This window comes from Streptomyces sp. NPDC043896 (genome assembly GCF_056435605.1).
In genome coordinates this window covers 168976-190955 of the sequence record NZ_JBWKEE010000012.1, presented here as the reverse complement: position 1 = coordinate 190955, position 21980 = coordinate 168976, and the positions used below count along the sequence as shown (strand labels likewise).

19 protein-coding genes are annotated in these 21980 nt (G+C 72.2%); 12 read left to right on the top strand and 7 right to left on the bottom strand.

Annotated features, from left to right (window positions below; genetic code table 11):
• Nucleotides 1-16: 16 nt before the first annotated feature.
• Genes AC069X_RS19680 through AC069X_RS19645 form a run of 8 tightly spaced genes read left to right on the top strand, consistent with a single transcriptional unit; the run spans nt 17 to nt 10377 of the window.
• Nucleotides 17-910, top strand: a complete 894-nt coding sequence (locus AC069X_RS19680) for a diiron oxygenase (protein ID WP_478729867.1) — start codon at nt 17-19, stop codon at nt 908-910.
• Nucleotides 911-944: 34 nt separating this feature from the next.
• Nucleotides 945-1805, top strand: coding sequence for a class-II aminoacyl-tRNA synthetase family protein (locus AC069X_RS19675; protein ID WP_478729866.1), 861 nt, complete (start codon nt 945-947; stop codon nt 1803-1805).
• Nucleotide 1806: 1 nt separating this feature from the next.
• Nucleotides 1807-2571: a holo-ACP synthase gene (acpS, locus tag AC069X_RS19670; protein ID WP_478729865.1), complete on the top strand. Its 765-nt coding sequence runs from the start codon at nt 1807-1809 to the stop codon at nt 2569-2571.
• The gene (gene metK / locus AC069X_RS19665; protein WP_478729864.1) at nt 2568-3776 is read left to right on the top strand and encodes a methionine adenosyltransferase; all 1209 of its coding nucleotides are present in this window, start codon (nt 2568-2570) and stop codon (nt 3774-3776) included. The genes acpS and metK overlap by 4 nt, the downstream gene beginning before the upstream one ends.
• Nucleotide 3777: 1 nt before the next feature.
• On the top strand, nt 3778-4761 hold the full coding sequence (locus tag AC069X_RS19660; RefSeq protein ID WP_478729863.1) for a carbohydrate kinase family protein: 984 nt from the start codon (nt 3778-3780) through the stop codon (nt 4759-4761).
• Nucleotides 4758-8216: a methionine synthase gene (metH, locus tag AC069X_RS19655; RefSeq protein ID WP_478729862.1), complete on the top strand. Its 3459-nt coding sequence runs from the start codon at nt 4758-4760 to the stop codon at nt 8214-8216. The genes AC069X_RS19660 and metH overlap by 4 nt, the downstream gene beginning before the upstream one ends.
• A gap of 35 nt (nt 8217-8251) precedes the next feature.
• Nucleotides 8252-9658 carry an adenosylhomocysteinase gene (gene ahcY, locus AC069X_RS19650; RefSeq protein ID WP_478729861.1) on the top strand — a complete coding sequence of 469 codons (1407 nt, stop codon included), beginning with the start codon at nt 8252-8254 and terminating at the stop codon, nt 9656-9658.
• Nucleotides 9659-9684: 26 nt separating this feature from the next.
• Complete coding sequence (locus tag AC069X_RS19645) at nt 9685-10377, top strand: maleylpyruvate isomerase family mycothiol-dependent enzyme (RefSeq protein ID WP_478729860.1); 693 nt, start codon at nt 9685-9687, stop codon at nt 10375-10377.
• Nucleotides 10378-10455: 78 nt separating this feature from the next.
• Here the strand turns inward: AC069X_RS19645 and AC069X_RS19640 are convergent, their stop codons facing one another.
• Nucleotides 10456-11199 (bottom strand): PIG-L deacetylase family protein, encoded by a 744-nt coding sequence (locus AC069X_RS19640; RefSeq protein ID WP_478729859.1) that lies wholly within the window; start codon nt 11197-11199, stop codon nt 10456-10458.
• A 146-nt stretch (nt 11200-11345) separates the two neighbouring features.
• On the opposite strand from AC069X_RS19640, the gene AC069X_RS19635 reads away from it, so the two are divergent.
• The 4 genes from AC069X_RS19635 (at nt 11346) to AC069X_RS19620 (ending at nt 16881) form a co-directional block, all read left to right on the top strand.
• Nucleotides 11346-13145 carry an asparagine synthetase B family protein gene (locus AC069X_RS19635; protein WP_478729858.1) on the top strand — a complete coding sequence of 600 codons (1800 nt, stop codon included), beginning with the start codon at nt 11346-11348 and terminating at the stop codon, nt 13143-13145.
• A 230-nt stretch (nt 13146-13375) separates the two neighbouring features.
• A complete protein-coding gene (locus AC069X_RS19630; RefSeq protein ID WP_478729857.1) occupies nt 13376-14950 on the top strand; it encodes a class I tRNA ligase family protein in 1575 nt (524 codons plus the stop codon).
• 317 nt (nt 14951-15267) lie between these two features.
• On the top strand, nt 15268-16584 hold the full coding sequence (mshA, locus tag AC069X_RS19625; RefSeq protein WP_478729905.1) for a D-inositol-3-phosphate glycosyltransferase: 1317 nt from the start codon (nt 15268-15270) through the stop codon (nt 16582-16584).
• A gap of 171 nt (nt 16585-16755) precedes the next feature.
• Complete coding sequence (locus AC069X_RS19620) at nt 16756-16881, top strand: hypothetical protein (protein ID WP_478729856.1); 126 nt, start codon at nt 16756-16758, stop codon at nt 16879-16881.
• Nucleotides 16882-17066: 185 nt separating this feature from the next.
• Here AC069X_RS19620 and AC069X_RS19615 read toward each other — a convergent pair whose 3' ends face one another.
• From AC069X_RS19615 to AC069X_RS19590, 6 genes are all read right to left on the bottom strand, one after another.
• Entirely contained in the window at nt 17067-18119 is a 1053-nt protein-coding gene (locus AC069X_RS19615; protein ID WP_478729855.1) for a helix-turn-helix transcriptional regulator, read from the bottom strand.
• A gap of 258 nt (nt 18120-18377) precedes the next feature.
• On the bottom strand, nt 18378-18821 hold the full coding sequence (locus tag AC069X_RS19610) for a Fur family transcriptional regulator (protein WP_478729854.1): 444 nt from the start codon (nt 18819-18821) through the stop codon (nt 18378-18380).
• A 130-nt stretch (nt 18822-18951) separates the two neighbouring features.
• Nucleotides 18952-19860 (bottom strand): SAM-dependent methyltransferase, encoded by a 909-nt coding sequence (locus tag AC069X_RS19605; RefSeq protein WP_478729853.1) that lies wholly within the window; start codon nt 19858-19860, stop codon nt 18952-18954.
• Nucleotides 19861-20032: 172 nt separating this feature from the next.
• A complete protein-coding gene (locus AC069X_RS19600; protein WP_478729852.1) occupies nt 20033-20512 on the bottom strand; it encodes an N-acetyltransferase family protein in 480 nt (159 codons plus the stop codon).
• Nucleotides 20513-20673: 161 nt separating this feature from the next.
• Nucleotides 20674-21582, bottom strand: coding sequence for a M56 family metallopeptidase (locus tag AC069X_RS19595; protein ID WP_478729851.1), 909 nt, complete (start codon nt 21580-21582; stop codon nt 20674-20676).
• Nucleotides 21579-21971 (bottom strand): BlaI/MecI/CopY family transcriptional regulator, encoded by a 393-nt coding sequence (locus AC069X_RS19590; protein ID WP_478729850.1) that lies wholly within the window; start codon nt 21969-21971, stop codon nt 21579-21581. The genes AC069X_RS19595 and AC069X_RS19590 overlap by 4 nt, the downstream gene beginning before the upstream one ends.
• Between the last annotated feature and the right edge of the window lie 9 nt (nt 21972-21980).

The window sequence follows — 21980 nt, the reverse complement described above, 5'->3', positions numbered from 1 at the left end:
ACCCCGAGGAGTCACCATGGGCGTCAGCGCCCCCCTGCCGGTCAGCGACCGGTTCCTGGAAGTCCTGGAGCGGCTCAGCTCCCGCTCCATCGAGGAGTACTACAACCCGTACCAGCAGTTCGACTGGCCCGAGAAGCTCGACGAGGGCCGCATGTGGATGACCCCCGAGCTGCTCACCGTGTACGGCACCCCCTTCTACGAGGAGCTCGGCGAGGAGACCATCCAGCGCCTCTCCAAGTGGGAGAGCATCAACTTCTACAGCCTCAACGTGCACGGCATCCGCGAACTGCTCATCGAGGTCGTCGGCCGCATCCACATGCCCGGCTTCGAGGTGCCCTCGGACTTCTTCCACCACTTCATCGGTGAGGAAAACGAGCACATGTGGTTCTTCGCCGAGTTCTGCCGCCGCTACGGCGACAAGATCTACGGCTCGACCGCCCTGCGCGCCGACTCCGCCTGGGAGCCGGAGGTGGAGAACTTCCTCGTCTTCGCCCGGATCCTGTTCTTCGAGGAGCTCGTCGACCACTACAACACGCGGATGGCGCGGGACGAGGACCTCTGCCACACCATCCGCGAGGTCAACCGGATCCACCACCAGGACGAGTCCCGGCACATCGCCTTCGGCCGCGAACTGGTCTCCCTGCTCTTCGACCGGATGCGCGAGGCCGTCCCCGCGGCCCGGGTCGCCGAGGTCGAGGCGTACCTGAAGCGGTACGTCGTCTACAGCCTCAACTCCCTCTACAACCCGCACGTCTACCGCGACGCCGGCATCGCCGACCCGGTGGGCCTGCGCAACGCACTGGTCGCCGACGAGCGCCGCCGGCCCTTCGAGCGCAAGACCATCCGCAAGCCGCTCGGTTTCTTCCTGAAGACCGGGATCTTCACGGACGACGTCCTGCCCGTCGTCTGAGAGGCCCGACCGCCGTCCGAGAGGTGACTCCCCCATGACCGCCATGACCACCGACAGCGCCCGAGACACCCGGGGCCTGCCGTCGCTCGGCCCCGAGGGCACCGCCCTGCTGCGGCTGCTCGACGACACGTTCGAGAGCTGGGGCGTCCAGGCGGGCGCCCGGTCGATGACCATGCCCCCGCTCCTGCCGGCCGCCGACCTGGCCCGGCTCGACTACTACGACAACTTCCCGCACCAGGCCGTCGTCGCGGCGCCGCTGAACCTGGACGTCCGGGAGACCAGCGAGTTCTCCACCGACACCGGCTGCTTCCCCTGCGACGCGCTGGAGCCGGCCGCGCTCGGCCTGCCGTCCGCGTCCTGCTACGCCGTCTACATCGACCACCAGGGCCGCCCGGCCGCCGACGACGAACTCGTCACCGTGGTCGGCTGGTGCTTCCGCAAGGAGGCCCACTACGAGGGACTGCGCCGCCAGCTCGGCTTCCGCATGCGGGAGATCGTCGCCATCGGCACCCGTGAGCACGCCGAACAGCACCTCGCGACCTTCACCCGGCGGATCAACGCCTTCGCCGAGGCCCTCGACCTGCCGCTGAGCCGCGAGGCCGCCTGCGACCCCTTCTTCGACAAGGGCAGCTCCAAGGCCGTCCTCCAGCGCCTGACCCCGGTCAAGCACGAGTTCCTGTACGAGGACCTCGCGATCGCCTCGGTCAACACCCACCGCAACTTCTTCGGCGACCGGTGCGAGATCCCCCTCGCCTCCGGCGGCGGTGCCGCCTTCACCAGCTGTGTCGCCTTCGGGCTCGAACGCTGGCTGTCCGCGCTCACCCGGCGCCACGGAAGCTGGGGTGCGGCGACCGCCGCGGTCCTGCGCGCGAACGCGGCCGGGCCGGCGATCTGAGGTGCTGACCCGACCCGTCGCCGCCCCGCCGGCGGGCGGCCTGGGCTGGGCGAACCTCGGTATGGACATCGTGTCCGTCACCCGTGTCCGCCGGCTCCTCGGCCTCTACGGCGAGGACTTCTTCCAGCGCATGCTCACCCCCGGCGAACTCGCCGACTGCCGTACCTCCGCCAAGCTCGACGTCCTGAGCCTGTGCGGGCGGATCGCCGCCAAGGAGGCGGCGTTCAAGACCCTGCGCGTCCGCGCGGTGTTCCTGCCCTGGCGGGACATCATCGTGCGGCGTTCCGAGGGCGGCTGGCCGCTCGTGGAACTCCACCGGTCGGCCGCCGAGATGGCCGCGCGGTCCGGCATCGCCGGGATCACCGTGACGATCAGCCACGACGTGGACTACGCCGTCGCGGTCGCCGCCCCCGTACTGGATCCGCTCGCCGTGCCAGAGCCGCTCCCGGAGCCGGGACCCGCCCCGGAGCCCGCACCCCCCACCCCACCCGTACACAGTGATTCAAGGAGAAACACCATGTCCGACGGTCTGCAGCTCGTGAAGAACTGGCTCCTCGCCCGCCACGAGGAGCTCGACGACATCGCCGGCGACCTGGACCTCATCGAGAGCCGGCTGATCGACTCGCTGTCCTTCGTCGAGTTCGTCTTCCTGCTGGAGCAGCACAGCGGCCGCGCCATCCAGCTGGAGACCCTGGAGGTCGACGAGATCCGCACCCTCGACGCCATCCGCACCCACTTCTTCACCGCCAAGGTGGGCCAGGCATGAGCAAGCGCCTGTTCACCTCGGAGTCCGTGACCGAGGGCCACCCCGACAAGATCGCCGACCGGATCAGCGACACGATCCTCGACGCGCTGCTGCGCGAGGACCCGACCTCCCGGGTCGCCGTCGAGACGCTCATCACCACCGGCCAGGTCCACATCGCCGGCGAGGTCACCACGACGGCGTACGCGCCGATCGCCGAACTCGTGCGCGGAGCCATCCTCGACATCGGCTACGACTCGTCGAAGAAGGGCTTCGACGGCGCCTCCTGCGGCGTGTCGGTGTCCATCGGCGCGCAGTCCCCGGACATCGCGCAGGGCGTCGACACCGCCTACGAGTCCCGGGTCGAGGGCGACGAGGACGAGCTCGACAAGCAGGGTGCCGGTGACCAGGGCCTGATGTTCGGCTACGCGACGGACGAGACGCCCGAGCTGATGCCGCTGCCGATCCACATCGCGCACCGCCTCTCGCGCCGCCTCTCCGAGGTCCGCAAGAACGGGACGATCCCGTACCTGCGTCCCGACGGGAAGACGCAGGTCACCATCGAGTACGACGGGGACAAGGCGGTCCGCCTGGACACGGTGGTGGTTTCCACCCAGCATGCCGCGGACATCGACCTGGACTCGCTCCTGACCCCGGACATCCGGGAGTTCGTCGTCGAGCACGTGCTCGCGCAGCTGGCCGGGGACGGCATCAAGCTGGACACTGAGGGCTACCGCCTGCTGGTGAACCCGACGGGCCGTTTCGAGATCGGCGGTCCGATGGGTGACGCGGGCCTGACCGGCCGCAAGATCATCATCGACACGTACGGCGGCATGGCCCGCCACGGCGGCGGCGCCTTCTCCGGCAAGGACCCGTCCAAGGTCGACCGCTCCGCCGCGTACGCGATGCGCTGGGTCGCGAAGAACGTGGTCGCCGCCGGCCTGGCCGCCCGCTGCGAGGTCCAGGTCGCCTACGCGATCGGCAAGGCCGAGCCCGTCGGCCTCTTCGTCGAGACCTTCGGGACCGGCACCCTGCCCGACGAGCGCATCCAGGAGGCCGTCTCCAGCGTCTTCGACCTGCGCCCGGCCGCCATCGTCCGCGACCTCGACCTGCTGCGCCCGATCTACGCCCAGACCGCCGCCTACGGCCACTTCGGCCGCGAGCTCCCCGACTTCACCTGGGAGCGCACCGACCGCGTGCACGCGCTGCGCAAGGCAGCCGGGGTCTGACATGCGCATCGCTGTCACCGGATCCATCGCGACCGATCATCTGATGACCTTCCCCGGCCGGTTCGCCGAGCAGCTGCTGGCGGACCGGCTGGACCGGGTATCCCTTTCGTTCCTCGCGGACAACCTGGAAGTGCGGCGGGGCGGAGTGGCGGCGAACATCGCGTTCGGCCTGGGCATGCTGGGACTGCGCCCGCTGCTGGTGGGCGCCGTGGGCGGGGACTTCGAGCCGTACCGGGTATGGCTCAAGGACCACGGGGTCGACACCGACTCCGTACGGGTGAGCGACACCCGCCACACCGCCCGCTTCGTCTGCACCACCGACCGGGAACAGAACCAGATCGCGACCTTCTACGCGGGCGCGATGGCCGAAGCCCGCGAGATCGACCTGAAGGAGGTCGTCGCCCGCGTCGGCAGGCCCGACCTCGTCCTCGTCTCGCCGGACGACCCCGAGGCCATGCTCCGCCACACCCGGGGCTGCCGCGAACTGGGCATCCCCTTCGCCTCCGACCCCTCGCAGCAGCTGGCCCGGCTCGGCCGGGACGAGGTGCGGGAACTGGTCGACGGGGCGCAGCGGCTGTTCACCAACGAGTACGAGTCCGCCCTGCTGTGCGAGCGGTCCGGGCTCACCGAGGAGCAGATCCTGCGGAAGGTCGGCTCCTGGGTCACCACGCGCGGCGAGGCCGGGGTGGAGATCCGCGGCACGGACCGCGAGCCGCTGACCGTACCCGCCGTGCAGGTCGGGGAGGTCGTCGACCCTACGGGCGTCGGCGACGCCTTCCGGGCCGGGTTCCTCGCCGGAACGGCCTGGGGCGTCCCCGAGGAGTACGCGGCCCGGCTGGGCTGCGCGGTCGCGGCGACCGTACTCGACCACGCCGGCACCCAGGAGTACCGCCTGGAGCGGGAGCCACTGCTGGCCCGGCTCCGCGCCGCGTACGGCCCGGCGACCGCGACGCACCTGTCCACACACCTGGAGGCCCTGGAATGAGCAGGTCACTGCGGGAGGAACTCGCGACCCGCGTGGTGGTCGCGGACGGCGCCATGGGCACGATGCTCCAGGCCGCGGACCCGACGATGGACGACTTCCTGGGACTGGAGGGCTGCAACGAGGTCCTCAACCTCACCCGCCCGGACATCGTCCGCTCCGTCCACGACGAGTACTTCGCGGTCGGCGTGGACTGCGTCGAGACCAACACCTTCGGCAGCAACCTCTCCGCGCTCGCCGAGTACGGCATCGAGGACAAGGTCTACGAACTGTCCGAGGCAGGCGCGCGCATCGCCCGCGAGGCGGCCGACGCGTACACCGCGCGGGACGGCCGGCCCCGCTGGGTACTGGGCTCCATGGGCCCGGGCACCAAGCTGCCCACCCTCGGACACGTGGGGTACGAGCCCCTGCGCGCGGCCTACCAGGAGAGCGCCGAGGGCCTCATCCGGGGCGGCGCGGACGCGCTGCTCGTCGAGACCACTCAGGACCTGCTCCAGACCAAGGCCGCCGTCATCGGCGCGCGGCAGGCGCTGGAGTGGTGCGGCATGGGGGACCTCCCGCTGATCGTGCAGGTCACCGTGGAGGCGACGGGCACGATGCTGCTGGGTTCGGAGATCGGGGCGGCGCTGACGGCGCTGGAGCCGCTGGGGATCGACATGATCGGTCTGAACTGCGCGACGGGTCCGGCGGAGATGAGCGAGCACCTGCGCTACCTGGCGCGGCACGCCCGGATCCCGCTCTCGTGCATGCCGAACGCCGGCCTGCCCGTCCTGACCAAGCAGGGCGCGCACTACCCGCTGTCCGCCGCCGAGCTGGCGGACGCGCAGGAGACCTTCGTCCACGAGTACGGCCTCTCCCTCGTCGGCGGCTGCTGCGGCACCACCCCCGAGCATCTGCGGCAGGTCGTGGAGCGCGTCCGGGGCACGGCGATCACCGAGCGCACCCCGCAGCCGGAGCCGGGTGCGGCGTCGCTGTACCAGACGGTGCCGTTCCGGCAGGACACCTCGTACATGGCGATCGGTGAACGGACGAACGCGAACGGGTCGAAGAAGTTCCGTGAGGCGATGCTGGACGGCCGCTGGGACGACTGTGTGGAGATGGCGCGGGACCAGATCCGTGAGGGCGCGCACATGCTGGACCTGTGCGTGGACTATGTCGGCCGTGACGGCGTCGCCGACATGCAGGAACTCGCCGGCCGTTTCGCGACGGCCTCCACCCTCCCCATCGTTCTGGACTCGACTGAGGTTCCGGTGATCCAGGCGGGTCTGGAGAAGCTGGGCGGGCGTGCGGTCATCAACTCCGTCAACTACGAGGACGGTGACGGCCCGGAGTCGCGTTTCGCGCAGGTCACCCGGCTGGCCCAAGAACATGGTGCGGCGCTGATCGCGCTGACCATCGACGAGGAGGGCCAGGCCCGCACCGTCGAGCACAAGGTCGCGATCGCGGAGCGGCTGATCGGGGACCTGACCGGCAACTGGGGGATCCGGGAGTCGGACATCCTGATCGACACCCTGACGTTCACGATCTGCACGGGCCAGGAGGAGTCCCGCAAGGACGGGATCGCGACGATCGAGTCGATCCGCGAGCTCAAGCGGCGTCACCCGGAGGTGCAGACCACTTTGGGTCTGTCGAACATCTCCTTCGGCCTCAACCCGGCTGCCCGGGTCCTGCTGAACTCGGTGTTCCTGGACGAGTGTGTCAAGGCCGGACTCGATTCGGCCATCGTCCACGCGAGCAAGATCCTGCCGATCGCCCGGTTCGACGAGGAGCAGGTCAGCACGGCACTGGATCTGATCTATGACCGGCGTGAGGGGGAGTACGACCCCCTGCAGAAGCTGATGGCCCTCTTCGAGGGCGTCAACACCAAGTCCCTCAAGGCCGGCCGTGCAGAGGAGCTGCTGGCGCTGCCGCTGGAGGAGCGGCTGCGGCGGCGGATCATCGACGGGGAGAAGAACGGCCTGGAGGCGGACCTCGACGAGGCGCTGACCACGCGTCCGGCCCTCGACATCGTCAACGACACCCTCCTGGAGGGCATGAAGGTCGTCGGTGAGCTGTTCGGGTCGGGGCAGATGCAGCTGCCGTTCGTGCTCCAGTCGGCCGAGGTGATGAAGACGGCCGTGGCCTACCTGGAGCCGCACATGGAGAAGACCGACGCGGAGGGCAAGGGCACCATCGTCCTGGCCACCGTGCGCGGTGACGTCCATGACATCGGCAAGAACCTCGTCGACATCATCCTGACCAACAACGGCTACAACGTCGTCAACATCGGCATCAAGCAGCCGGTCTCCGCGATCCTGGAAGCCGCGCAGGAGCACAAGGCCGACGTGATCGGCATGTCCGGCCTGCTGGTGAAGTCCACGGTGATCATGAAGGAGAACCTGGAGGAGCTCAACCAGCGCAAGCTGGCGGCCGACTACCCGGTCATCCTCGGTGGTGCCGCCCTGACCCGCGCCTACGTCGAACAGGACCTCCACGAGATCTACGAGGGCGAAGTCCGCTACGCCCGCGACGCGTTCGAGGGCCTGCGCCTGATGGACGCGCTCATCGCCGTCAAGCGCGGCGTCCCCGGCGCCGAACTCCCACCCCTCAAGCAGCGCCGCGTACCGCAGCGGGCAGCAGTCCTCGACGTGCACGAGCCGGAGGAGACCGGCGGCCGCTCCGACGTGGCCGTGGACAACCCGGTGCCCGAGCCGCCGTTCCTCGGCACCCGCGTCGTCAAGGGCATCCAGCTCAAGGAGTACGCGGGCTGGCTCGACGAGCAGGCGCTCTTCAAGGGGCAGTGGGGCCTCAAGGACGCGGGCTCCATCGAGACGGAGGGCCGGCCCAGGCTGCGCGGCTGGCTGGACCGGATGCACACCGAGCGGCTCCTGGAAGCGGCCGTGGTCTACGGCTACTTCCCCTGCGTCTCCAAGGGCGAGGACCTGATCGTCCTCGACGAGGACGGGGGAGAGCGGACCCGCTTCACCTTCCCCCGCCAGAGCCGTGGCCGCCGGCTCTGCCTCTCCGACTTCGTCCGCCCGGACGATTCGGGCGAGGTCGACGTCGTCGGCTTCCAGGTGGTCACCGTCGGCTCGAAGATCGGCGAGGCCACGGCCAAGCTCTTCGAGTCCGACTCCTACCGCGAGTACCTGGAGCTGCACGGCCTGTCCGTCCAGCTGGCCGAGGCCCTCGCCGAGTACTGGCACGCCCGGGTCCGCGCCGAGCTGGGTATCGCCGGGTCGGATCCGGCCGCCATGGACGGCATGTTCCGCACCGAGTACCAGGGCTGCCGCTACTCCCTCGGCTATCCGGCCTGCCCCGAGCTGGCCGACCGGGCCAAGATCGCCGACCTGCTCCGGCCGGAGCGAATCGGCGTCCAGCTCTCCGAGGAGTTCCAGCTGCACCCCGAGCAGTCCACCGACGCCATCGTCATCCACCACCCCGAGGCCGGCTACTTCAATGCCGGAGGCCGCCGATGACCTCCGGCGCCGGACGAGTTCAAGGAGCACTTCCCATGTCTGACGGGTTCACGGACTTCAAGGTCGCGGACCTTTCCCTTGCCGCGTTCGGCCGCAAGGAGATCACCCTGGCCGAGCACGAGATGCCGGGTCTGATGTCGATCCGCGAGGAGTACGCCGAGGCGCAGCCGCTGGCCGGCGCCCGCATCACCGGCTCCCTTCACATGACGGTGCAGACGGCCGTCCTGATCGAGACGCTCGTCGCGCTCGGCGCGCAGGTCCGGTGGGTGTCGTGCAACATCTACTCCACGCAGGACCACGCCGCCGCGGCGATCGCGGCCGCCGGGATCCCGGTGTTCGCCTGGAAGGGCGAGACGCTGGAGGAGTACTGGTGGTGTACCGAACAGGCGCTGACCTGGCCCGGGCACGCCGGTCCGAACATGATCCTCGACGACGGCGGTGACGCCACCCTCCTCGTCCACAAGGGCGTCGAGTTCGAGAAGGCCGGGGCCGTCCCGGACCCGTCGACCGCCGACAACGAGGAGATGGCCCTCGTCCTCGAACTGCTCGGCCGCAGCACGCTGAACTGGACGCAGCTGGCGTCGGAGATCCGCGGCGTGACGGAGGAGACCACCACGGGCGTCCACCGCCTCTACGAGATGCACCAGGCCGGCGAGCTGCTGTTCCCGGCGATCAACGTGAACGACGCGGTGACGAAGTCGAAGTTCGACAACAAGTACGGCTGCCGGCACTCGCTGATCGACGGCATCAACCGCGCCACCGACGTGCTGATCGGCGGCAAGGTCGCGGTCGTGTGCGGTTACGGCGACGTCGGCAAGGGCTGCGCGGAGTCGCTGCGCGGCCAGGGCGCGCGGGTCATCGTCACCGAGATCGACCCGATCTGCGCGCTGCAGGCGGCGATGGACGGCTACCAGGTCGCCACCCTGGACGACGTGGTGGAGATCGCGGACATCTTCGTCACGACGACCGGCAACAAGGACATCATCATGGCCTCGGACATGGCCAGGATGAAGCACCAGGCGATCGTGGGCAACATCGGCCACTTCGACAACGAGATCGACATGGCCGGTCTGGCCAAGGTCGAGGGCATCGTCAAGGACGAGGTCAAGCCGCAGGTCCACACCTGGACGTTCCCCGACGGCAAGGTCCTGATCGTGCTGTCCGAGGGCCGCCTGCTCAACCTGGGCAACGCGACCGGCCACCCGTCGTTCGTGATGTCGAACTCCTTCGCGGACCAGACCCTGGCCCAGATCGAGCTCTTTACCAAGCAGTCCGAGTACCCGACCGACGTGTACGTGCTGCCCAAGCACCTGGACGAGAAGGTCGCCCGCCTCCACCTGGACGCGCTGGGCGTCAAGCTCACCACCCTGCGCCCGGAGCAGGCCGCGTACATCGGCGTCGAGGTCGAGGGCCCGTACAAGCCCGACCACTACCGCTACTGACGGCCGTGGACACGAGGGGAGCGGTCGTGGAGACAGCCGTCGAAGCAGTCGTGGACACCGCAGCGGAGTCCGTCCGGGACCCCTGGCTCCCGGACCGGCTGCTGCGCACCGAACGGGACGTGCTGGTCCCGCTGTTGCGCCGGACGCCCGAGACGGCGTACGGGCTCCGCACCGCATGCCCCGGCTGGACCGTACGGGACGTCCTCGCCCACTGCGCGGCCGCCCTGATCCGGATCGTGGAGGGCCGGCTGGAGGAAGGTGTCTTCCTGCCGGCCGCCAACGCCGCCGACGTCGCCGAACGCGGGGACTGGCCGGTGGCGCGGATCGTGGACGAGCTGGAGCGAGGCCTCACCGAGGCCGGCTCCGTCATCGCCGCCGGCGACGGCACCCTGGACGCGGTGGCGCTGGGGGAGTGGATCCACGCGGGCGACGTCCGCGCGGCGATCGGTGAGCCCGGGGAGTACGCCGGCGACAGCCTGCCGCTGGCCCTGCCCCTGCTGGGCATGGTCAGCCGCAAGCGGGAGACGCCCCGGCTGGTCGCCGACATCGGAGCCCCCCAGGGCCCGCTGGTCCTCGGCAACGAGGTGCCCGGCCGTCCCGCCGCCCGCTTCCGCGGCGACGCGCCGACGCTGATCCGGCTCTACTCCGGCCGCCCCCTGGTCGCGACCCGGTACGAACTGGCCGGCGCGACCGAGGCGGAACTGCTGGTCTACCGGTGACCCCGGACAGCAAACGGGCCGGGTCCCGTCCGCCCCACACGGCGAACGCGACCCGGCCCGGGCGGAACACCCCCGAGATCAGTCGATCCTGACGACCTGGAAGGCCTCCGCCATGCGCCCCGGCGGCAGCCCCGCCGCCCGGGCGTGCTCGCCCAGCCACTCCCGCAGCAGCCCGGCCAGGTCGTCGAAGTGCGCGGTCTGCGAGGTGTGGATGCGCAGGGCCTCCACCTTGCGGTCGAAGACGGAGGTGACGTCGATGTACTGGTTGGGCGTCGGCCCCGTCATCAGCCACAGCTCGGGCACGATCCACGGCTCCAGGCCCTCCTCCTTCAGCAGCGAGGGGTGCGCGAACGGATTGCGCGCCTCGGGGTAGATGGCCCGCAGGGCGGCGTCGCCCACGGCGCGGTGGTCGGGATGCAGGTCGGCTATCCGGCCCCAGTTGATCTCCGGGCTCGGGATCACGGCCCGCTGCGGGCGGACCTCCCGGATCACCCGGCACAGGTCACGGCGCAGCTCCACGCTCGCTTCGACGTAGCTGTCGGGATAGCCGAGGAAGCGGACGTCGTCGACGCCGCTGCGCTTGGCCGAGTGGACCTGTTCGGCGCGCCGCAGGTCTCCCATGGCCTGACGCGGGAGCTGCTCGTCGTAGCCGCCCGCACCGCCGTCGGTGACGATGCAGTACGTCACCCGGGTGGTGCCCTGCGCGATCCACCGCATGACCGTCCCGCTGACGCAGAACTCGATGTCGTCCGGGTGCGCGGCCACGACCAGCAGGGATTCGGGGGCGCTGCGGTCTCTGCGATCGGTCGCGAAGTGTTCCATGTGATCAGCCTGTTCGGCGCGGGCGTGGGCCGCAAGGCGGCTCCTTTGGCGTACTCGCGACATGTCGCCTCTACGCCACTCGAAGACTTCACTGCTCCACATCGTTGAGGGAACCACGCGCGCGTGGGAAGCGGAGGCCACCGGCAATGGGCAGGATTTTCGGCTCTCTCTCGGCCGGGAGGGCCGCCCCCGACCCGGCCGAACTCGCGGCGGTCTCCGCCCGGCAGCGGCACGGCGGCCCCGACGGGCACGAGGTGCTGCGCGGCCCCGGCTGGGCGCTGGGCTGTGACCGGCTCGCCGTGACCGACCCCGGCGGCGGCCGGCAGCCGTACCGGCTGGCGCACCTCCCGGGGGTCGTCGCCGTCCTGGCCGGCGAGATCTACAACCACGCCGAGCTGCGGCGCGAACTCGCCGCCCGCGGCCACCGGTTCCCCGACCAGTGCGACGGCACCCTCCTGCCCGCGCTGTACGCCGAGCACGGGACGGGATTCGCGCGGCGGCTCGACGGGATGTTCGCCGTCGCCGTCCTCGACGTCCGCGCGAGCCCCCGGCTGGTCCTCGCCGCCGACCCCATGGGCACCAAACCCCTGCACTACCACCAGGGCGCGGACGGGACGTTCCGGTTCGCCTCCGAGATCCCGGCGCTGCTGGCCTTCGACGGGGTGCGGACCGCCCCGCGCGCCGACAGCCTCGACACCGTCCTGGCGCTGCGCACGCCGATCTCCGCCCGGACCGCCCTGGAGGGCATCAGCCTCCTCCCCCCGGGCGCCACCGCCGTCGTACACCCTGGACGGCCGGCGGCGCTGCGCCGCATGCCCCCGCCGCAGGACGCCCCCGACCGGCCCCGCCGGGCCACGGCCGACGTGCTGCGGCGGGAGGTGGGCCGCCTCGCGCGGGCCGACGTACCCGTGTGCGTGCTCACCAGCGGCGGCCTCGCCTCGGGCCTGGTCACGGCGCTGGCCGCCGAGTACGCCCGGGAGGCGGGCGCCCCCGCCCCGCACACCTTCCACCTCGCCCACCGGGGCCGCCGGCCCGGCTGCGAGGCCCCGTACGCCCGCGCGGTCGCCCGGCACGCCCGTACCGTCCACCACGAAGTGGCCCTGGACCCCGCCGAGCTGGGGTCGCTGCTGACCCTCACCACCCGGCACCTGGGGCAGCCCGACGCCGACCCGGCCGCGCTCAGCACCTACGCCCTCTTCCGGGCCGTGCGGGAGGCCGGCTACACCGTGGCCCTGACCGGGGACGGCGCCGACGAGCTCTTCGGTGCCTCCGCGCGGGCGCGGGCGGCGGGCACCGGGCCCTTCGTCGCCGACTGGGCCGCCGCCTACACCGACGGGCTCTCCGCCGCGCCCCGGCTGCTGCGCGAGTACCTGTATACCCCCGCCTACCGGGCCTTCATCGCCGAGGAGGGCTCGGCCGCCGACCGCGTCGAGCGGGAGCTGCGCTCCGCGGGCGGCGACCGGCTCGCCGCGGTCACCGCGTTCGAGAGCCGCTGGCGGCTGCCGGCCCGCCACCTGCGCCGGACCGACCACCTGGGCATGGCCTCGGCCGTGGAGGCGAGGATGCCGTTCTGCCGGCCCTCCGTCACCGCCCACGCCCGGTCCCTGTCGCCCCGGCTGCTCCAGGACCGGCGGGCGCTGGCCGAGGCGGGGCGGGAGCTGCTGCCCAAGGCCGTGACCGGGCGGCCCCCGCAGCCGTTCGCGCTGCCCGTCACCGCGATGCTCGCGCCCGGCGGCCCGCTGCTGGAACCCGTACGGGAGCTGCTGTCGCCGGAGCGGCTGGCGCGGGCCGGCCAGGTCCGGCCCGACCGGGTGCGGACCCTGCTGGCCCGTCAGCTGGAGCGGCCGTCGGACCGCGACGCGCTCGCGCTGTGGGCGCTGGCCACGCACGAGCTGTGGACCGAGGTGGTGCGGGGGCTGCGCGTGCCGGTGGACTGGGCCGCCTGACGGAGCTCCGGGCGGTTCCGGCAGTGCCGGCGCAGGCGCGTGGGAGGCGCGGTGGGGGCGGGCTGAGGGCGCGGTGAGGGCCTCCGCTGGCGTGTCCACGCAACGGCGCGAACGCGCAAGCCGATACCAGACCGGGCGGTTCGTTTCTCTGTCAGTCTTGGCTGGGCACCCCGCTACTTCCGTTCCGAGCCTCGCTGCGTTCCTTCGCACCACAGCGTCAAGGAGGTCCCATGAGCACCCCCGTCTGGATCACCGCGACCCCGCCGGCCACCCACGGCGAACTGCACGTCGGCCATCTCGCAGGACCGTACGTCGCCGCCGACGTACTGGCCCGCTACCTGCGGGCCGAGGGCGAGCCCGTCCGGTTCACCACCGGCACCGCCGACCACGCCAGCTCCGTCCACGTCCGCGCCCTGCGCGCCGGACGCAAACCGGAGGAGGTCGCCGAGGGGTACCGCGCCGCGATCACGTCGGACTGGCTGCGCTCGGGCGTCGAGTTCGACCACATCGTGCGCCCCCGCCAGGACAAGGGCTACGGGAGCTGGCTCAAGGACCTCTTCCGGCGGCTGTACGCGGACGGCGTCATCGCCGCCCGGACCCGCCTGACCCCGTACTGCGAACCCTGCGGACGCTGGCTCCACGGGGCGCACGTCACCGGCACCTGCCCGCACTGCGCGGCCCTCAGCGACGGCGGCATGTGCCACGAGTGCGCCCGCCCCAACGACGGCGGCGACCTGCTGGAGCCGCGCTGCGCCCAGTGCGCCTCCCCGGCCTTGCCGCGGCGCTGCCGACGCCTGTACATCCCGCTGGAGCCCCATCGGGAGGCCCTCGCCGAGTACTGGGCCGGCACGGGCCTCCCGCCGCGGCTCGCCGCGCTCTGCGAGTCCCTCGTCGAGGACGGGCTGCCGGACATCGCCGTGTCCCACCCCGCCGACTGGGGACTGCCCGTCCCCGTCGAGGGCTTTCCCGAGCACCGCATCGACGGCTGCTTCGAGGCGGCCGCCATGCACCTCTTCGGCCACGGCGACCACCCGCTGCCCGAACGGGCCGTCCACTTCTGCGGCTTCGGCCACGCCTTCTGCCACGCGGTGCTGCTCCCCGTGCTGCTCTTCGCCCAGGGCGTCAAGCTGCCGCAGAGCTTCTGCGTCAACGAGGCGTACGTCATCGAGGACGAGGCGCTCGTTTGGGGCTCCGGCCAGAAGGCCTGGGCGCTCGACCTGATCACCGAGTACGGATCGGACACCCTGCGCCGGCACGTCCTGCAGGCCCGCCCCCTCGGCCGCCGCACGGCCTTCCACGCCGACCGGCTCGCCGCCGCCCGCCGTGAGCTGGACGAGAGCTGGAACAACTGGCTCGCCCGGCTGTTCGCCGCCGTACGCGAGGAGTGCGCCGGACTGGCCCCCGCGGCCCTGCCCGGCGGCACCGGCTGGGAGGTACTGGAACGACGGCTGCTGCGCGGGGTGGAGGACCTGCGCGAGGCCTACTCGCCGGAGGCCTTCGACCCGCGCAGGGCGGTCGCCCTGCTCGACGAGATGGTCCGCTCGGCGGCCGACTTCGGCCACGTCAACGCGCACGAGGCGCACCGCCCCACCTCCGGCGGACGCCACCTCCCGGTGCTGGCGGCCCAGTTGGCCGTCGCCCGCGCGCTCGGCGCCTGGGCGCGGCCGGTGATGCCGGAGGGCGCGGACCGGCTGGCCGCCGCCCTCAAGGCGGAACCCGGGGGACCCGTCTCGGCCGCGGCACTCGTCCCGCCCGCCCCGGGGACCCGGCTGGCGCCGCCCTCGGGCCCGGTGTTCGGCTTCTAGGCCGTGTCCTTCGGACCGGGCGGGCCCGGCCCGGTCCGAAGGACACGGCTCGGGCGCCCCGGCGACGGCGACCGCACACCCGGCACGACCCGTACCACCCGGCACGGCAGTACGACGGTCCGGCAGCACGACGGTCCGGCACCGATTCAGCACGGCACCCATTCAGCACGGCAGCACTTCCGCACTCCAGCACTCCAGCACGACGACAGAACCGACAGAATCCCTTCTTCGCCGCGTGACCGCGCGCCGGTCACCCGGCGGTGCCGGGCGGACGCGGCCCCTGCCCGTAGGAGCTCCACGTGTCCCTGCGCGTCGCCATGCTCAGTGTCCACACCTCGCCGCTGCACCAGCCCGGCACCGGGGACGCGGGCGGCATGAACGTCTACATGGTCCAGCTCTCCCGCGCCCTCGCCGACCAGGGCGTCGAGGTCGACCTCTTCACCCGCTGCCGGGGCGAGGTACGCCCCTGTCCGGACGCCCTCGGCCCCGGCGTGCGGGTCCGCCACCTGGAGGCCGGCCCGCGCGCCGCCCTCGCCAAGGAGGACATGCCCGCCCTGGTCGTGCCGTTCTCGCTGGCCCTGCTCAAGGAGGAGCGGCGCTACGACCTGGTCCACTCGCACTACTGGCTGTCCGGGCAGGCCGGCCGCATCGCCGCCGCCGGCTGGCGCATCCCGCTGGTGCACACCGCGCACACCCTGGCCCGGGTGAAGAACGGGGCCCTCGCCGAAGGCGACACCCCCGAACCGGAGCTGCGGATCCGCGGCGAGCACCAGGTCACCGCCTCCGCCGACCGCCTCATCGCCAACACGGCCGACGAGGCACGGGCGCTGCGCGAGCTGTACGGCGCCGAGGGCCGGCGTACGGAGATCGTCCGGCCCGGTGTCGACCTGCGCACCTTCGGACCCGGACGGGGACGGGCCGCGGCGCGGGCCCGGCTGGGACTGCCGGCCGACGCCTTCATCCCCCTGTACGCGGGCCGCATCCAGCCCCTCAAGGGCCCCGACGTGATGGTGCGCGCCATCGCCGAACTGCTGCGGGAGGACCCGGAGCTGCGCCGGCGGACCGTCGTCCCGGTCGTCGGCGGGGATTCGGGGGCCGGGCCGCGCGGCGACGCCTGGGAACTGGCGCGGGAACTGGGGGTGGCGGACGTACTGCGCCACCACCCGCCGGTGCCGCAGGCCGAGCTGGCCCAGTGGTACCGGGCGGCGGACGTCCTGCTGGTGCCCTCGCGCAGCGAGTCCTTCGGGCTGGTCGCGCTGGAGGCCCAGGCCTGCGGGACCCCGGTCCTCGCCTCGGCCGTCGGCGGGCTGCCGACCGCCGTCCGGGACCGGGAGACGGGACTGCTCGTACGGGACAACGACCCGGTGGAGTACGCCCGTTGCCTGCGCTGGTTCGCGGAGCACCCGGGGGAGGCCGCGGCGATGGGGCGGGCGGCGGTGCGCCACGCCCGGAACATGAGCTGGCGGGCCGCGGCCGAACGGACCCTGGAGGTCTACCGGGACGTGCTGCGCGAGGAGCGGTGGGGCCCGGACGTGAGTGAGGCAGGAGCGGCGGCACGCTCCTGCCTCGCCGACACCTCTCCCCTGGAGGGTCGAGAAGGCCGGAAGGCCACCCTAACAGCTCTTTTGAGTTGACCAAAGATGTGCAGGTGTAACGTCTGTATGAACTCCAGATCCGCCCTAAACGCGCTACAGGGAAGTGGCCCGGCCGTGGCATCCATATGAGAATGGAGATGTCTTCGACGGAATACCGGCGGCACGGATCCGCGGAGACGGAATCGATATTCCAACTCCCTGGAGGAAATCATGTCCGCTGCGTACGCCACCGGAATCCACGGGAACGCCCGTCACGCCGCTCCCGCCCGCCCGTCCTGTATCGCGGCCCTCGCCGGCCGCTCGTCGTCCCGCGCTGACGACAACGGCTGGGACTGAACGGCCCGCCCCGCTCACGCGGGTGAAGCCCCGCGACCGCCCTCGGGCGGTCGCGGGGCTTTTCGCTTCCCCGCTCTGCCGTATTTCGCGGCGCGGGAGTATTTCGGTGGTATTTCCGGGGGTCTCCGCACAAGGATCGGACATTCCGTCGAGGATCGCCGGAGGCTGGTCCGTGGTGGGTGAAATCAGTCCAGCCAGCCGAGCCGCTGGGCGCGTACGCCGGCCTCGAAACGGCTCGACGCCCCCATTTCCTGCATCAATTCGGACAGCATTCGGCTCACCGTCCGCAGGGACACCCCGAGATTCCGGGCGACCTTCTCGTCCTTCATTCCCGAGGCGAGCATCTTCAGGGCGGCCCGCTGCTGTTCGGACAGCCCGTCTCCGCCGAGTTCCGGCGCGACGTCGTCGCCGTACGGGGTCGCCGCGTGCCAGCAGTGCTCGTACAGCGCGAGGTAGGAGCGGACCAGGGCGGGGCCGCGGGCCAGGATGGCGCCGGCCGCCCGGTCGTCGGGGTGCACGGGCAGCACGGCGAACTGCTGGTCCGCGATGATCATATTCATCGGGACGGCGGGCGACAGGCGGATCTCCACCCCGGCCTCGACCCGGCGGCGGAGCATCTCCACCGCCTCCGGCGAGGTGGTGATGCGCTGGTGGTAGATGGCGCGGATGCGCACCCCGTTGTCGATCTGGCGGCGGTCGCGGCTGAGCACCCGGTCCGCGACCTCCCGGACCAGTGCCGTCACGTGCATGGACGTCAGGTCGTGCCGGATGACGTCGGTGATGTCCTCCAGTACCTGCTGGATCCGGGCGTAGTCGTCCAGGATCTCGACCTCGACGTCGGAACCGTTCAGTGAACCGGGCCGCAGAAACCTTCCGACCAGGGTTTCCAGGGCGCTGTACGCCCGGTCCGACTCGTCCAGGTGCTCGCGCAGCCGCTCGCGTTCGCGCTGGAGCATCCGCAGCAGGGCGATCTCGGGGTCGACGACGGTCACCGCGTCCGGGCCCGGTTCCCAGGCGCCGGACTGGAGGTCGGCGCGGGTGGCGTGGGTGGTCCCCGTCGGCACGATGAGGCCGAGGGCGGTCAGCTCCGCGCGCCACTTCTCGTACTCCTCGGGCGCGAGCCCGAGTTCGCGGAAGACCTCGTTCAGATCGGACACCCCGCGCAGGCGCAGCTCCTGATAGAAGGCCAGCACCCTGTCGGCGGACTGGATGCCGTCCTTGCCGTCGCCCGTTGCCATCGCGAAGCGACCCCCTCATCTTACGAATCGACAGTCACACTTTGGCACATGCCTGCCGGAGGGCTCCCGCCCCCTCGAAGGGGATGTGACGGGGGTCACAGACCGCCTCTGAGGTGCGCGCCTGCGCTTCCGGCCGGCCCGGACGCGACCCCGCCGGAGTGCCGGTGCACCCCTGTGCGCGCCAACTCCCTTGCGGGAAAGGGGATGCGGGGACGGATGAGGGGGTGCGGGGCGGGCGCGGCCCGTGCCCGCCGGCCGTCAGTCCTGCGCGGCGAGCAGGCAGTCGGGGCACAGCCCCTTGAAGATGACCTCGGCCCCCTCGCCCATCCGCCACGCGCGGATCGTCTCGCCGGCCGGCTCGGGCACCTCGGCCCGTACGTTCTCCACCCGGCCGCAGCGCACGCACAGAGCGTGCTGGTGGGGCGGGCCGGAGATCTCGAAGACGGCGGGCAGGCCGGGGCGGTCGAACTTCGACGCCAGCCCGGTCTCCAGGAAGTGCCGCAGCATCTCGTAGACGGCCTGGCTGGTCAGGGTCCCGAGCCGCTCGCGGGCGGCGGCCGTGATGGACTCGACGTCCATGTGGCCGCCCGCCGCCAGGACCTGCAGCACCTCCAGACGCGGCCCGGTGACGCGCAGCCCCACGTCGCGGAGGCGCTGGATCACCGCCTCGCGGCCGGTCGACCCCTCCACGACAGCCATCATTCCGCCACCATCCGCGATCTGGTCCACTCAAACCTTTGTGGGCATCGTACCTCTTGCCCGGCCTCGTGGAACGGGACGGCCGGGAGGGGGCGCCGGAACCCTCCGCGCCGGAGGGTTCCGGGACGGCCCGTCAGTCCGCGGCCCGGCAGACCAGCAGGACGCTCTCCGTCCGCTCGTCGACGCGGTGCCCGCGCCGGCGCTCCACGCGCAGGCCCGCCGCGTGCAGTTCGGCGGTGAGGCGCTCCGGGTCGACGATCCACTTGCGGGTGGTCCGCGTCACCCGGTCGGTGCTCAGCTTGCCCGTCCGCAGGGAGTGGTAGGTGATGTGCTCGCCCATCCCGTCCAGGTCGAACACCTGGCTGGCCACCGTCCACTCCTCGACCCCGTCGAAGCGCGGTACCTGGAACGCCCAAGTGCGCCGGGGTTCCTCCGACAGCCCGCGCAGCAGGTGCGCCGTGTAGTCGAGGGCGAGCACCCCGCCCGGCTCCAGGTGTGCGGCGATCTCGCGCAGCAGCCCGGGACGGTCCTGCGGCGCGACCGCCGAGACCATCGACCCGGCCAGCAGCGCCAGCCGGTACGTGCCCCGCAGCCGCAGCCCCGCCAGATCGGCCCGGGTGGTCACCAGGCGCCGCGACACCTGAGGCCCGATCCGCCGGCCCCAGGCCTCCAGCCGCTCCAGGGAGGCGGCGTCGCGGTCGACGGCCTCGACGCGGAAGCCGTGGCGGGCGAACGGCACCGCGAGCCGTCCCGCACCGCAGCCCAGGTCCAGGACCGGGCCGCCGCACCGCCTGGCCAGGCTCAGGTAGCGGACGATGTCCGCGCTGTGCGGGCCCAGCAGCGCGTCGTGCAGCCAGACCGCGTCCTCCTCGGCGGGGGCGGCCGACTCCAGGCCGGGCAGGAAACCGGCGGGCGACGGGACGGCCGCCCCGCCGGGCGCCCACGGGACGACCGCGGCCGCGCGCGCGGACGCCGGGGCGGGTGTGAACGGGGCGGGCACGACCGGCAGGACGGGCAGGGAAGTGCCGCTCGGGGTGTGCATCGCTCCTCCAGGGGGTCGCTCGGTCCAGCCGTCCGGGGCGTGGATCCCGTGCCGCCGGGACCGCGCCGCTGGTGAAATCCTGTCCTGCGGAGGAGGGCCGGGGCCAGAGCGACGGGCTGCGTGAACACGCGATGGCGTGGATCTGCCACGCCGCCCGGAGGGTGGGGCGCCGTCAGAGGGCGCGGCCGAGCCTGACCGGGGTGAGGCAGTCGAAGCCGTGGTGGGTGAAGAAGGGGAGCGCCGGGGCCTTCTCGACGGGCAGCGTGACCGCCTGGTACGCCGCCCCGTGCTTCCGCATCCGGTCGGTGGCCGCCTCCAGCAGCGCCCTGCCGATGCCCTCCCGCTGCCGGGCCGGGGTCACGCACAGGGCGTAGATCTCACCCTCGGCGGGCACCGGCACCCCGCCCGAAACGGCCCCGACGACGGTGCCTTCGGAGTCCTCCGCGACCAGCCAGCCGAGCCAGGCGGGCGCCCCGCCGGGAATTTCTATTTCCGCTCTTATGCGGGGCAGGGCGCAATGATCGGACACCAGCCGGCCCGCCCGGATTTCCCCGAGGGCCTCGCCGTAGCCGTCGCGAATCGCCTCGGCGAGGAGCCGGGAAATCGCCGTCGCGTCCCCGGGCGCTGCCGTCCGCACGTCAGCCAGCAGCATTCTTTCCGCACCTCTCGCCGTACCGGTCCTGAGCCCGCACGCGCTCAGAATAGCGGGCAATTCGAGTGGCCGGGGGCGCCGGTAAATCTACGAATTGGCTTAGTAAATAACCGGGTTGACGCAGGACGGAGGCGAGAGAAGGGGAAGAACGCGATCCGCCGTCAGGAGGTCCAACAACACGCGACGACCAGCGGAACGACGGCCGACACCGCCCCCGCCACCGCTAACACCCCCCGAAGCACCGGACGCCCCGCGCGGCGCGGACCCAGGATGCGCCGCATCCGCACCGCCGCCGACGGACCGCCCGCCGCGAAGGCCCTGCGCGGCGCGCGGCCCGCGGCCAGCGCGTACAGCGCCGTGGCCAGCGCGTCGCTGGAACACCCGCGCAGCGCCCGGTCGTCGGCGGCCATCTCCAGCAGCAGCGGCACCGTCCGCCCGCCGATCCGGGCCAGCGGCAGCCGGCGGAACACCGCCGAGTACGCGCCCGCCGCCGCGACCAGCAGGTGGTGCCGGCCGCCGATGTGGGCCCGCTCGTGCGCGAGCGCCGCGGCCAGCTCCTGTTCCGTCAGGACCTCCAGCGCACCCGAGGACACCACGACCCGGCGTGAGCGCCCCGGCAGGCAGTACACCGCCGGACGCGCGTCCTCCAGTACCGTCGCGCCCAGCCGGGCGTCGTACCGGCCGACGAGGCGCAGCAGTTCGGCGTGCCGGGTGCGGGCCCGGCGCGCCCGCACGAGTTCGCGTACGAAACCGACGCCGGGCACCATCAGGACCGCCAGCGCCGACGCGGCCGCGACGGCCTCGCGCGCGGTGGCCGCGGCCAGTCGGGCGGGCGAGGGCGGGGTCAGGGTCATGACCGCGTCGATGAGCCGGTGGCTGGTCTCCGCCGGCAGCAGCAGCTGCGCGGGCAGCAGCGCCGTCGACAGCGCGAAGACGGCGCCGCACACGATCCAGGAGGCCAGGCCCATCCGGGGCACCTGCTGGGCCCAGCGGGCACGGACCAGCAGCCACGGGAGCACGAGCCCGGTGATCAGGGCGACTCCGAGGGGAGGCAGGACGTGGTGGTTCACCGGCCGCTCCCGCCCTCGGAGGGACGGCCCGGGCGGGCGGCGCGCAGCGCCTCGTCCAGGGCCTCCACGTCCTCGTGGGACATGCGTTCCACGAACCGCAGCAGCGTGGCCCTGCGGTCCTGGCTGTCGCCGAGCGCGTCCTGCATCAGCGCCGCGGTGTACTCCTCGCGGCTGCGCACCGCCTGGTACATCCAGGCCCGGCCCGATTTCTCGCGGCTCAGCCAGCCCTTGCGGTACAGGATGTCGGCCACGGTCATCACGGTCGTGTAGGCGACCTTGCGGACCCGGTTTATGTCGTCCACGATCTCGCGGACCGAGGCGGGGCGTTCCCACTGCCACACCCGGTCCATGATCTCGGCCTCCAGCTCTCCCAGCCGGCGTACGCGCATCCCTCTCGG